Source organism: Streptomyces aureus (assembly GCF_001418135.1).
Lineage (GTDB): Bacteria > Actinomycetota > Actinomycetes > Streptomycetales > Streptomycetaceae > Streptomyces > Streptomyces aureus_A.
On sequence record NZ_LIPQ01000488.1, the window covers coordinates 1 to 12,470 of the forward strand.

Genomic DNA, 12,470 nt, shown 5'->3' on the forward strand with positions numbered 1-12,470 from the left:
AGGCCCGGCGCGGCGGGCGGCTCTACGTGCTCGCGACCCAGGGCGGCCGGGGCGCCAGCTCGTTCGAGCACCCCGAGACCCGCGCCAGGCTCGCCGCGCTGGTCTCCGCGTACCGCCCCGGCCTTCCGCAGACCTGCCGCCAGCCGGCCATGATGTGGTACTTCGCCCGCCTCATGACCGGGGAGTTCGCCGGCCTCGACGAGACCCTGACGGCGATCGTCGACGCCTGCCGCGACCACGCTCCCGGCTGGGACCTGGGCTTCGCCCTCCTCGTACGGGCCAAGCTCGTCGTGCACGGACCGCACGACGCGGCCGAGGCGCTCGCCCTCTTCGAGACGGCCGGGGACTCCTGGGGCATCGCCGAATCGCTCGCCGCCCGCGGCGAGGCCTATGAGCGCGAGGGCCGGCTCGCCGAGGCCGCCGCCGACTTCGAGCGGGCCACGGACGCCGCCGCCCGCGTCGGAGCGCGCTCCCAGGTGCCCCTCTACACCGCGCGCCTCGCGGCCGTACGGCTCCGGCTCCACCCGGAGGGGGACCCGGCGACCGAACGGCTGCTGGCCGAGGCCGCCGACGCGGCGGGGGAGTGGGGCGCCGAGGTCGCCGGCTCCGCTCGGCTGCTGCTCACCCAGCACTACGGCCACACCGGGCGCACCGGTCTCGCCAGGGCTCAGCTCTCCCGACTGGAGGACGAGTTCGGAGACGTGACCCCGGGCCTCTTCTGGGGTCTCGCCGGAGGCGCGTGGGCCTGGCTCGACTGCCTCGACGGGGCCTACGGCCGGGCCGTGGAGCGGCTGGCGCGCGCGGTCGCGGAGGTGGAGACCCTCGCCCACCTGGTCGCCCCGTACCTGGTCGTCACCCAGTTCGCCACGGCCGCGTGGGCGCTCGGCGGGCGGGGCGGGCCGGGCGACGCCGAGACCGGGGCGCGGCTCCTCGGCGCGTACGACGCCCACGCGGGCTCCGGCACGGACGGCGGCTTCCGGCCCTTCACGGCCGAGACGGAGGCCCTGATCAGGGCACGAGCCGAGGAGACCCTCCGCGTGGCGCTCCCCTCGGAGGCGTACACCCGCCGTCACGAGGAGGGGACGCGGCTCTCGGCCCGTGCGGCCGCGGTGCTCGTCCGGAACCCGGGGGAGACTCCGGCTGCCTGACCGCGTCCGGACGACGCCCGGACGCGGTCAGCCGATCCAGAGGCGCCAACGAGCCGAGGGCGGCTCGCAGCGTCCCGGGGCGACCGGGTCCGGTAGGCGCGTTCGCTCAACTCGTCCCGGGCCACCGGCTCGCCCTTCTCGGCGATGAACTGGCCGTACCGCCGGTGAACGCGGAGACGGCGACCTCGCAGTCGGGAGGGCGGGCGGACCGGGTGGCGTACCACCCGAAGGCGACGAGGGCGAGGACGCAGGCCGCGGGCAGGAGCCGGGAGCGACGGCCGGATGTCACCAGCGCGTGGTGGAGCAGCTGTTCGAGCTCCCCTCCGGGGTGGGCACGGGCCCACGTCCCCGCCCGCTCAGCCGGCCGCCAGACGTCCCCGGGCCTCCGCGAGGTCCTCCGAGGTCGGCGCGTCGTCCTGGGTGAGGCGGTGCCGCCAGTACCCGGCGAAGTGCACCGAGCGCCGGTCCACGCCGCGCTCCTCCACGAGGTGCCTCCGCAGCGCCCGTACGGTCGAGGCCTCGCCGGCCAGCCAGGCGTACGGCCGACCGCCCGGCAGGGGGTCGGCCCGCAGGGCGTCGAGGGCGCGCGTGCCCACGGCCGAGGCGTCGCCGTACAGCGGACGTACGGTCAGGTCGCCGGCTGTGGGCAGGGGCTGCAGCTCGGCCGGGTCCGGGACCTGGAGGTAGGCCACGGCCCGCTGCCCGGGCGGCAGCGCGGCCACGACGGTGGCGAGCGCGGGAAGCGCGCAGGCGTCGGCGTACAGCAGCGTCCAGTCACCGGCGCCCGGGTCGACGGGCATCGCGAAGGCGGCGGACGGGCCGAACATGCCGACCGCGTCACCGGGCCGCGCGGACCGTGCCCAGCGCGTGGCGGGTCCCTCGGCGGCGGAGTCGCTCCCGTCCCCGTGGAGGAAGAAGTCGATGTCGACGGTCCCGGCGGCCGGGTCGTGCGCCCGGACGGTATAGCTCCGCATCCACGGCCGCTCGGTCTCGGGGAGCGCCGCGTACGCCCCGTACCAGCGCGTGAGGTCGCCGGAGGGGTCGGGAGCGGGCAGGAGGGGCCCGGCCTGACCGGGCCGGGGGAAGAACAGCTTCACCTGCTGATCGGGCCCGGTGAGCACGAAACCGTCGAGGGAGGGGCCGCCGAGGGTGACGCGCCGGGTACGGGGGGTGATGTGACGGGAGGTGACGACGCGGAGGTGCCGCAGGGGCAGGGGCTCGGTCTCGGCTTCGGATTCGGCTTCAGCGCGGGGCATCGGGGCTCCTTGGGGTTGTCCAGGGGTGTCCGGGGTGTGCGGGGTGTCCGGGGTGTCCGGGGGTTCCCCCGACCTTCCCGGCCCGTACCGACAGCGCACCGACACCGCTTCTACACCGGGGGGAGGGGCACGGCCGCGGGAGGTCGCCCGGCCGGGCGGCACCGCGGCTGGGAGCGCGGCGGCCGGGATGCACCGGCGTCCGCCGCTCCCGGATGCGGACCCGGTGACCGGACACGAGAATGGCCAGTGCCGGACGAACACGTAGGAGGCGGCATGAACGCTGAGCCCGACAAGACGTCCCTGGGGGACTTCCCGACGCCCGACCGGCTGTTGCATTCCGGGTCGGAGGGCGAGTTCACGGCCGAGGACCTGGTCCTCGCCTCCGGCCGTGACGTGACTCCGAAGACCCTCGCCTGGGCGGAACGCCGTATGGCGGAGAAGGGTCGCGCCTCCATGGACGAGCTGCTGCCGTAGGCCGCCGCCCCGCGGGGCGCCGACAATCCGCCGTGATCCGCAGCAGTGATCCGCAAGGACCTGCAGCGATCCACAGTGACCAGCAGTGATCCGCAGTACCCCTCGACAACCCCCTCGGCCCCGGTTCGGCAGCTGCGAACCGGGGCCGAGGGCCGTCCGGAGCCGCTCCGAGGCTTCCGCATTTATGGAACACGTTCTACCGTGGCCGCCGTCGAGCGTCGCACCGCCCGCGTGACGCCGAGGACCCCGCAGGACCGCCGCCGCAGGACAGCCGCCACGGGAGGCCCGCCCCATGCACCTCGCATACACGCCCGCTCAGAACAGCCTGCGCGCCGAGCTGCGTGCGTACTTCGCCGAGCTGGTCCCCGAAGACGTCCACACCCGCTACGCGGACCCGGCGGCGCAGAAGCGCTTCTACCGGGAGACCGTGCGCCGGCTCGGCGCCGACGGCTGGCTCGGGGTCGGCTGGCCGACCGAGTACGGCGGGCGGGGGCTGACCCCGATGGAGCAGTTCATCTTCTTCGACGAGGCCGCGCAGGCGGGCGTACCCCTGCCGCTCATGGCGCTGAACACCGTCGGACCGACGATCATGCGCTTCGGCACCGACGAGCAGAAGGCGTACTTCCTGCCGCGGATCCTCTCGGGTGAGATCGACTTCGCCATCGGCTACAGCGAGCCCGACGCGGGCACCGATCTCGCCGCCCTGAAGACCCGCGCGGTCCGGGAGGGGGACGAGCACACCGGTACGTACACGGTGAACGGGCAGAAGATCTGGACCACGAACGGCGACACCGCCGACTGGGTCTGGCTCGCGGTCCGCACGGACCCGGACGTGCCGCCGCACAAGGGCATCACGATGCTGCTCGTCCCGACGAGCGACCCCGGCTACTCCTGCACGATCATCAACACCCTCGCCTCGCACGACACCACCGCCAGCTACTACGACGACATCAGGGTCCCGGCCTCGCGCCGGGTCGGTGACGAGAACAAGGGCTGGCGCCTCATCACCAACCAGCTCAACCACGAGCGCGTCACCCTCGCCGCCCACGGCACGATGGCGATCCGCGCACTGCACGACGTCCAGCACTGGGCCGCCGACACCCCGCTCGCCGACGGCCGGCGCGTCATCGACCTGCCCTGGGTCCGCCGCACCCTGGCCCGCACCCATGCCCGGCTCGACGCGATGAAACTCCTCAACTGGCAGATGGTGAACGCCGTCCAGAACGGCACCCTCACCCCCCAGGACGCCTCCGCCGTGAAGGTCTACGGCTCCGAGGCCCGCCGCGACGCCTACGCGGCCCTCATGGAGGTCGTCGGCGCGGCGGGCGCCCTCAAGGAGGGCTCGGCGGGCGCGGTCCTCCACGGCGAACTGGAACGCGGCTACCGCTCCGCCGTCATCTTCACCTTCGGCGGCGGCAACAACGAGATCCAGCGCGAGATCATCTCCTGGATCGGCCTGGGCATGCCCCGCGTCCGCCGGTAGCCGCCGGGATCCCGGTCATGCTCCCGGGCCCGCCGTCGCGTTGTCCTCGTCCTCGGTGCGGCCTCGGGCTGTGACGGCGAAGCTCGCGGCGGCCCTGCCCCTTTGCCTGCTGCGTGCGTCTGTGCGTCTGTGCGTCTGTGCGTCTGTGCGTCTGTGCGTCCGGGCGTCCGGGCGTCCGTGCGTGGCTGCGTCAGTCGATGTGCGGGCTGCGGCGCTCCACGAGGACGGTGTCGCGCCATACGCCGTGGTGGCGGCCGACGCGTTCGCGCGTGCCGATGACCCGGAAGCCCGCACGGGCGTGGACGGCGAGGCTGGCGGAGTTCTCAGGGAAGATGCCGGACTGAACGGTCCAGATCCCGGCCGTCTCGGTGGAGTCGATGAGTGCCTTCAGGAGGACCGAGGCGACGCCACGTCCTCGTGCGTCGGGGTGCACGTACACGGAGTGCTCGACGACTCCGGCGTACGCGCACCGGTCGGAGACCTGCGTGGCCGCCACCCACCCGAGCACCCGGCCGGCCTCGTCGAGCGCGGCGAATCGGTGCTCGGGCAGTTTGGCCGCGTCGAACTGCTCCCAGGTCGGGGCGACGGTCTCGAAGGTGGCGTTGCCCTCGTCGATACCGGCCTGGTAGATCGCGACGACCTCGTCGGCGTGGTCGGCCGTGAGGGGTACGACGGTGATGGCGCGGGTGGCTGATCCGGTCATGGGGAGGAGTCTCCCAGACGGAGGTGGGGGTCCGGCGGTGAGCTGCTGGTTCTCTGCCGGGATCAGCCTTCCAGGCCGTGGAGACCCCAGACGTGGAGGACGTCACGGGTCTGCGACAGCGTCGACCAGGCGCCGCCTCCCAGCGCGGTCGGCTCGCCGGAGGCCGGCGAGCCGTAGTCGATCGGCGTGAAGCCGTGCGTTGCCGTGGTGTCGACCAGCCAGTGCCGGCCCTCCCCCCACTCCTCGTCGCTCTCGGCAGTCGAGGCGACCAGGGTCGTCTCGTCGAGGAAGCCGCCGGCCCAGTCCCAGCAGACGTCCAGCTCGACCACGTCCTCGTCCTCGTCCTCGTCGGCGTCTGCATCGGTGGAGCTGGGAGCCTCGGGGTGCCGGGGAAGTGCTGCTTCCGCGTTCCAGTCCAGCGCCTCGACGACGTCGCCACGAGAGTCTCGTACGGCCAGGGAGTCCTGGTCGTGGGAGACGGTCATGAGCCGGTCGCCCGAGGGGCTGAGACCCAGCAGGCACAGATCGCCGTCCAGGCAGTCCACGGCCAGTTCCTTCCCGTCCCAGCGGCCCCAGCGCAGCGGTGCGCCGTCCTGGCCTTCGCCGATGCTCAGCCCCATCTGGCGAGGATCGGTCGGGTGGGGAAGGTGAACGCTGCCGGCCGCTGCGGCTTCGGCGTCCGCCCGCGCGAGCACACGACCGTTCTCGGCGTCGATGACCAGCCACTCGTCGGCCGTGTCGGGGCTCAACTCGCCCTCGGGCAACGGGCCCCGTACGTGCGCCCAGACGAGCCTGCCGTCTGCCGAGAAGCCGACCGAGCCGCTCTCGGGGTATCGATGGTCCTGCCGATCCGCGTACTCGTCGTACGACTCGTGCATCTCCCGGCACGCGCCGTACCAGCATCCGTGGCGGACCTCCCAGCGCGTCGCACCCGACGGCTCCACCGCGCGTACGGCATGGACCCCGGCGAAGACGGCCAGGCTCGCGTCCGGCGCCACTTCCCACGTGCCGCGGCTACGGGGCCACGGCGCGGGGAAGCGGACGCTCGCCTCCGCGCGTGCGACGAAGGCGTCGTCCAGAGCCTGGGTGACGATCTCGTCGTCGCTCCGCTGGACGAGCATCCTGCGTCCGGGCAGCCCCGTGATCTCCGGCGGACCGGCCTGCGACGAGGGCATGAGAGCGGGGACGGTGGCACGGAGCCGAGCGTGAACGGACAAGCGAATCTCCCTGGAAAATCGAACTCGGGAAAGAGTACGAGGCCCCTCGGACATCGGCCGCGCCGTGCGTGGTTCGCCTACGGGCGGCGCCATGCGAGTGCGGCGCCTGCGGACCCCCGGCGGCCGTGAGACCTGGTCAGGCCGAGGCGGCCTTCGTGAGGAGGGCCCCCATGGCCGCGAGGACGGTGGGCTCGACGCGGTAGTAGACCCAGGTGCCGCGTCGCTCCGAGGAGAGCAGCCCGGCTTCCTTCAGCTTCTTCAGATGGTGGGAGACCGTGGGCTGGGAGACGCCGACGTCGGAGATGTCGCAGACGCATGCCTCTCCGCCCTCGTGCGAGGCGACGGAGGAGAAGAGCCGCAGCCGGACCGGGTCGCCCAGCGCCTTGAACATGGCAGCGGTCCGCTCGGCCTCCTCCGCGGTCAGCGGCCGCTCGTTGAGAGGCGGGCAGCAGGGCTCCATCTCGGGCTCCAGTACCGGTAGCCCCTTCACGTTCGACATGTATCTATGTTGACACATGTCGAACCAGGCGCCCTTGGCGGTGCTGCGCCGCCCGGCCGCACGCCATGACGACTTCGATGAATGTCTATGTTGACGTCTGTCGAATCGGGTGTCACGCTGGAGGCGCAAGAGATCGACGAATGTCGAATCAAAAGGGGAAGGGCCGTGAACGTCACCGCCACCGACCAGCTGCCCGTCGTGGTCGTCGGAGCCGGGCCCGCCGGTCTGGCCGCTGCCGCGCACCTCGTCGACCGGGGCCTGGAGCCCTTGGTCCTGGAGGCCGGCACCCAGGCGGGAGCCGCTGTGCGGGAGTGGTCCCACGTGCGGCTCTTCTCCGCCTGGGGCGAGGTCGTCGACCCGGTCGCCGAGAAGCTCCTGGCCCCGACCGGCTGGGTGAAGCCCGACCCGGACACGTATCCGACCGGCGGGGACTGGGCGGCCGCCTACCTCCAGCCGCTCGCCGACGGCCTCGGCGACAGGATCCGGCTCGACGCCCGGGTCACCGGCGTCTCCCGCACCGGACGCGACCGCGTCGTCGACGCCGACCGCGAGCGGCAGCCCTTCACCGTGCACATCCGGTACGGCGACGGACGCGAGGAGCGTGTCCTCGCCCGGGCCGTGATCGACGCCTCCGGTACGTGGTCCACCCCGGGCCCGGCTGGCGGCGACGGCCTTCCGGCCCTCGGCGAGCGCGCGGCGGCCGACCGGATCTCCTACCGCGTTCCCGACCTCAAGGACCCTGCCGTGCGCGCCCGTTACGCAGGCAGGCGCACCGCCGTCATCGGCTCCGGAGCCTCCGCCTTCACCGCTCTCGCCTCGCTCGCCGCCCTCGCGAAGTCCCACGACGGCGCGGAGACCCGTGCGACCTGGATCCTGCGGCGCGGCCTCTCGGGCAGCACCTTCGGCGGAGGCGGCGCCGACCAGCTCCCCGCCCGTGGCGCCCTCGGCTTCGCGGCGAAGGCCGCGGTCGAGGAGGGGTACGCGGACGCCGTCACCGGCTTCCGTACGGACGCGATCGAGCGCGAGGGCGAGCGCCTGGTCCTGGTCGACGGGGACGGCCGCCGGCTCGACCCGGTCGACGAGGCCATCGTCCTCACCGGCTTCCGCCCCGACCTGACCTTCCTCGACGAACTGCGCCTGGGCCTGGACGACCGTCTCCAGACCCCGGTCGAGCTGGCTCCGCTGATCGACCCGAACCAGCACTCCTGCGGCACCGTCTACCCGCACGGTGTGAAGGAGCTGTCGCACCCGGAGGAGGGTGTGTACCTGGTGGGGATGAAGTCCTACGGCCGCGCTCCCTCCTTCCTGGCCCTCACCGGCTACGAGCAGGTCCGCTCCGTCGTCGCCGCCCTCGCCGGAGACCGTGAGTCCGCCGAGCGCGTCGAGCTCGTACTTCCCGAGACCGGGGTCTGCGGCGGGGCCGGCCTCTTCGATCAGCCCGCCGACGCGCCGACCGACGGCGGCGGCTGCTGCGCGACCCCGACGGCGCTCCGGATCGATGTCGGAGCCCCGGCCGCCTCCGGCGCCTGCTGACCCGGCCCCATCCGTCCACCCGCCCACAGCTGGAGGAACACGATGTCCCGCCTACAACTCGCCCTGCGCGTTCCCGACCTGGCGGCATCCGTCGCCTTCTACACCAGGCTCTTCGGCACCGAACCGGCCAAACTCCGCGACGGCTACGCCAACTTCGCCGTCGTCGAACCGCCGCTCAAGCTCGTCCTCATCGAAGGCGCCGAGAACGAGGACACCCGTCTGGACCACCTCGGCGTGGAGGTCGACACCACCGAGGCGGTCCACGCCGCCACCACCCGCCTGGGCGAGGCCGGTCTGCCGACGACGGAGGAGAACGACACCACCTGTTGTTACGCCCTCCAGGACAAGGTGTGGGTTCACGGCCCCGGCCGCGAACCCTGGGAGGTGTACGTCGTCAAGGCCGACGCGGACACCTTGACCAGGCAACAGGGCAGCACCTGCTGCGCCGGCACGGCGTCCACCGCCGACAACGGGGCGAGTGAACCGGTCGCCGCCGGCGGATGCTGCTGATCTCTCGACGCCCGACCTTCTTTCGTGGCCACGGCTCCCTCTGTACGCGGCGAAAGCCAGGTCCGATCCAGGTCCTCGCATTCCGGATCGCGGGAGAAGACGCTCGGCGACGCGGTTGCCGCGTTCGGACCAAGGCCTTCGTGCGGCCGAAGGCCCGCAGGTGGGCTGAGCCGCCCCCACGGCCCGGGCACGGTCAGCGGTACTCGCAGAGGTAGGCGGTCTCCACCGCGACCCGCAGCTGGAACCTGCTGTCGCCGGGGACCTTGAAGTGGTCTCCGGCGGCGAAGGTCTCCCATGTGTCGGCGCCGGGCAGCCGCACCGTCAGGGCGCCGCTGACCACGTGCATGATCTCCGCGGCGGCGGTGCCGAACTCGTACTCGCCGGGAGCCATGACGCCGATGGTCGCGGGGCCCTGCTCCTGCGTGAACGCGATGGACTTGACCGTGCCGTCGAAGTACTCGTTGACCGTGAACATGGGCATCCTCATGCGAATCGGGCGAAGGGGTGGGCCGGGGCTTCGTGTACCGGCCACGCGTAGGGGCACTTTAAGGGCGCGCCGGGAGTCGCCACATCTCCGGCCGACCCGGTCTCACGTACTGGACGAGAGGGCCGGTGTCCGTGCGTCCGGGCTCCGGTTGAGGCCCCGCGTCATCGGCGTAGCGTGGAAATGATTCGACCGAGGAGCGGTGGCCATGGGCAAGCTCTCGAACGACCAGCTGCGCGAACGGGTACGCGGGACGGTCGTCACAGCCGACGACGACGCCTTCGACGAGGCGCGCACGGTGCACAACGCCATGATCGACAAGAGACCGGCCGTCGTCGTGCGCTGCGTCAACGCGGGCGACGTCATGGCCGCGGTCGACTTCGCCCGCGAGAACGGGCTCGATCTGGCGGTTCGGGGCGGCGGGCACAGTGTGCCCGGCTTCGGGACGTGCGACGGCGGGGTCGTGGCCGATCTCTCCGGAATGCGAGGCGTCCGCGTCGACCCCGCGCGGCGGACGGCCCGCGCGGAGGGCGGTGCGACATGGGGCGACTTCAACGCGGCGACCTACCCCTTCGGCCTCGCCACCACCGGCGGGATCATCTCCACCACCGGCGTCGGCGGACTCACCCTCGGCGGCGGCATCGGCTATCTGGCCCGAGGGGTCGGCCTGAGCTGCGACAACCTCGTCTCGGCCGACGTGGTGACCGCGGACGGCCGCCTCGTCGTCGCCGACGAGGAGGAGAACGCCGACCTGTTCTGGGCCCTGCGCGGAGGCGGCGGCAACTTCGGCGCCGTGACGTCGTTCGAGTACCGGCTCGCCCCCGTCAAGGACATCTACGGCGGACCCATGCTCTTCGAACTGGAGGACGCGGCCACCGTCGTGCGTGCCTTCGCCGACCACATCGCCGACGCGCCGGAGCAATTGGGCGGGTTCCCCGCCTTCCAGATCGCCCCGCCGCTCCCGTTCATCCCGGAGGACCGGCACGGTGACACCTTCGCCCTCATCGTGGCGTGCTGGTCCGGACCGCTCGACGAGGGCGAGAGCGCCCTGCGTCCCCTCCGCGACTTCGCGCCGGTGGTCGCCGAGCACGTCGGGCCCATGCCGTACCCGGCGCTCAACAGCGCCTTCGACGCGCTCGTACCGCCCGGCCTCCAGCACTACTGGAAGGCCAACTTCGTGACCGAACTGACCGACGCCGCGATCGAGGCGCACGTCCAGCACGCACCGGGGCTGCCCGCCGTGAACTCGACGGTCCACATCTACCCGATCAACGGCGCCTGCCACCGGGTCGCCCCGGACGCCACGGCCTTCGCCTACAGGGACGCCTCGTTCGCCACCGTCATCGCCGGCATGTGGCCCGACCCCTCCGCCAACGAGGCCGGCATCGCCTGGGTCCGCGACTACTACGAGGCCACCGCCCCGCACTCCGAGGAGGGCGGCTACATCAACTTCATGGCCGACGACGACCAGGGCCGGATCAGAGCCAACTACGGGGCGAACTACGACCGTCTGGTCGAGGTCAAGCGGACGTACGACCCGGGGAACCTGTTCCACCTCAACCAGAACATCAGGCCCTGAGGCCCGCACCGGTCATCCCGCGGGGCCCGCTCGCCCCGTCCATGCACGACCGGTTCCGGGGAGCCGGTTCCGACGTAGCCTGAACGGTATGAGCGAGGACGCTTCTTGAGTGCCGACCCGGGGCTCTTCGGGCCCCGTTCCGTGACCTGGCAGGTGCACAGCGACCCGGTCATGTGGATCGCCGGGGTGCGGGCGCTGTGGCTGCAGGCGCTGCACCCCGTCGCCGTACGCGGCGTCATGATCAACAGCAGCTTCCGGAAGGACCCCTGGGGGCGGCTGATGCGGACCGCGGACTTCGTCGGGACCCTGAGTTACGCGACCACGGAGGCCGCCGAAGCCGCCGGGGCCCGGGTGCGCCGGATCCATCGGCGGCTCGGCGTCGACGACCCGGAGCTGCTCCTCTGGGTGCACTGCGCCGAGACCGACTCGTACCTCTCGGTCGCACGCCGCTCGGGCATCCCGTTCACCGACGCCCTGGCCGACCGGTACGTCGACGAACACCGCACCTCGGCGCGGCTCGTCGGCCTGGATCCGGCCACCGTCCCCGGATCCACCGCCGCACTCGCCGCCTACTTCGAGACCGTACGGCCCCGGCTCGAGGTCGGCGCCGACGCCCGTACCGTCGAGGACTTCCTGCGCCGGCCGCCCGTGAAACCCGCGCTCGTACCGGCGCGCGAGGTGATCTGGCGGCGCGTCGCGGCCCTCGCGTACGACACTCTGCCCCCTTACGCCCACGCGCTCTACGGCCGTCCCGCGCCGCCGCAGGAGACCGTCACCCGCCGCCTCGTCACCACGGCCGACCTGCTGCGCCGCATCCCCGCCCGCCTGCGCTGGCGGCTGCCGCCCCGGCACATCCTCCGCGCCATGGAACGGCTCGGCCCGGGGACGCGACCCGACCCTTACACGTGCCCCGCCCCGTACCCACTGTCCGAACCGGCGTCCATACTGGAGGAGCCGGAAAAGGCGTAGGAATCGACGGGGGCGGCAGCACACGATGGGGGACTCGAGACTGATCCAGGGCCGGTACCGCCTGCACGAGGTCATCGGTCGCGGGGGCATGGGCGAGGTGTGGCGCGCCACCGACGAGGCGCTCGGCCGCGGGGTCGCCGTGAAGTGCCTCAAGCCGATCGGACCGCAGCAGGACCCGCAGGTCCTCACCGTGGTCCGAGAGCGGTTCCGGCGCGAGGCGCGGGTGGCCGCCGCGCTCCAGCACCGGGGCATCACCGTCGTGCACGACTTCGGCGAGTACGACGGCGTGCTCTTCCTCGTCATGGAGCTCCTCGAAGGGCGCAATCTCAGCCAGCTCCTCGCCGCCAACGCCCAGCATCCGCTGCCCGTCCACGACGTCGTCGAGATCGCCGACCAGGTCGCCGANNCGGGATCGTGCACCGCGACCTGAAGCCCGCGAACATCATGCGGCTGCGCGACGGGACGGTGAAGATCTGCGACTTCGGCATAGCGCGCCTCGGCGCGGACGTGGGCTTCACGTCCAAGCTCACCGGCACGGGCATCGCCATGGGCACGCCCCACTACATGTCGCCCGAGCAGATCGGCGGCGGCGAGATCGACCACCGCAGCGACCTC

At 72.5% G+C, this 12,470-nt stretch carries 12 protein-coding genes and 2 pseudogenes; 9 read left to right on the top strand and 5 right to left on the bottom strand.

What is annotated here, in order from left to right:
- A pseudogene (locus AOK00_RS31730) lies at positions 1-1,148 on the top strand (AfsR family transcriptional regulator); the annotation flags it as partial.
- 356 nt (positions 1,149-1,504) lie between these two features.
- Here AOK00_RS31730 and AOK00_RS31735 read toward each other — a convergent pair.
- Positions 1,505-2,404, bottom strand: coding sequence for a siderophore-interacting protein (locus AOK00_RS31735; protein ID WP_055603636.1), 900 nt, complete (start codon positions 2,402-2,404; stop codon positions 1,505-1,507).
- Between the two features lie 273 nt (positions 2,405-2,677).
- Between AOK00_RS31735 and AOK00_RS31740 the strand changes: the two genes are divergently transcribed.
- A complete protein-coding gene (locus tag AOK00_RS31740; protein ID WP_030314702.1) occupies positions 2,678-2,878 on the top strand; it encodes a hypothetical protein in 201 nt (66 codons plus the stop codon).
- Positions 2,879-3,170: 292 nt separating this feature from the next.
- Positions 3,171-4,361, top strand: a complete 1,191-nt coding sequence (locus AOK00_RS31745) for an acyl-CoA dehydrogenase family protein (protein ID WP_055603637.1) — start codon at positions 3,171-3,173, stop codon at positions 4,359-4,361.
- 190 nt (positions 4,362-4,551) lie between these two features.
- Here the strand turns inward: AOK00_RS31745 and AOK00_RS31750 are convergent, their stop codons facing one another.
- The 3 genes from AOK00_RS31750 to AOK00_RS31760 all read right to left on the bottom strand — a co-directional run bounded on the left by AOK00_RS31750 (position 4,552) and on the right by AOK00_RS31760 (position 6,780).
- The gene (locus tag AOK00_RS31750) at positions 4,552-5,064 is read right to left on the bottom strand and encodes a GNAT family N-acetyltransferase (protein WP_055603638.1); all 513 of its coding nucleotides are present in this window, start codon (positions 5,062-5,064) and stop codon (positions 4,552-4,554) included.
- A gap of 62 nt (positions 5,065-5,126) precedes the next feature.
- On the bottom strand, positions 5,127-6,281 hold the full coding sequence (locus AOK00_RS31755) for a hypothetical protein (RefSeq protein ID WP_055603639.1): 1,155 nt from the start codon (positions 6,279-6,281) through the stop codon (positions 5,127-5,129).
- Between the two features lie 136 nt (positions 6,282-6,417).
- A complete protein-coding gene (locus tag AOK00_RS31760) occupies positions 6,418-6,780 on the bottom strand; it encodes an ArsR/SmtB family transcription factor (RefSeq protein ID WP_055603640.1) in 363 nt (120 codons plus the stop codon).
- Positions 6,781-6,945: 165 nt separating this feature from the next.
- Between AOK00_RS31760 and AOK00_RS31765 the strand changes: the two genes are divergently transcribed.
- Together AOK00_RS31765 and AOK00_RS31770 are read left to right on the top strand one after the other, a co-directional pair.
- Complete coding sequence (locus AOK00_RS31765; RefSeq protein WP_055603641.1) at positions 6,946-8,313, top strand: NAD(P)-binding domain-containing protein; 1,368 nt, start codon at positions 6,946-6,948, stop codon at positions 8,311-8,313.
- 42 nt (positions 8,314-8,355) lie between these two features.
- On the top strand, positions 8,356-8,823 hold the full coding sequence (locus tag AOK00_RS31770) for an ArsI/CadI family heavy metal resistance metalloenzyme (RefSeq protein WP_055603642.1): 468 nt from the start codon (positions 8,356-8,358) through the stop codon (positions 8,821-8,823).
- A gap of 193 nt (positions 8,824-9,016) precedes the next feature.
- On the opposite strand, the gene AOK00_RS31775 is transcribed toward AOK00_RS31770, so the two are convergent.
- On the bottom strand, positions 9,017-9,298 hold the full coding sequence (locus AOK00_RS31775) for a pyrimidine/purine nucleoside phosphorylase (protein WP_055603643.1): 282 nt from the start codon (positions 9,296-9,298) through the stop codon (positions 9,017-9,019).
- Positions 9,299-9,515: 217 nt separating this feature from the next.
- On the opposite strand from AOK00_RS31775, the gene AOK00_RS31780 reads away from it, so the two are divergent.
- The 4 genes and pseudogenes from AOK00_RS31780 to AOK00_RS40890 all read left to right on the top strand — a co-directional run.
- Entirely contained in the window at positions 9,516-10,886 is a 1,371-nt protein-coding gene (locus AOK00_RS31780; protein WP_055603644.1) for an FAD-binding oxidoreductase, read from the top strand.
- Positions 10,887-10,991: 105 nt separating this feature from the next.
- Positions 10,992-11,855: an oxygenase MpaB family protein gene (locus tag AOK00_RS31785; RefSeq protein WP_055603645.1), complete on the top strand. Its 864-nt coding sequence runs from the start codon at positions 10,992-10,994 to the stop codon at positions 11,853-11,855.
- Positions 11,856-11,880: 25 nt separating this feature from the next.
- Positions 11,881-12,260 (top strand): protein kinase domain-containing protein (locus AOK00_RS40880; protein WP_367870069.1); only part of this gene is annotated, 380 nt, incomplete at its 3' end.
- Between the two features lie 2 nt (positions 12,261-12,262).
- A pseudogene (locus tag AOK00_RS40890) lies at positions 12,263-12,470 on the top strand (protein kinase domain-containing protein); the annotation flags it as partial.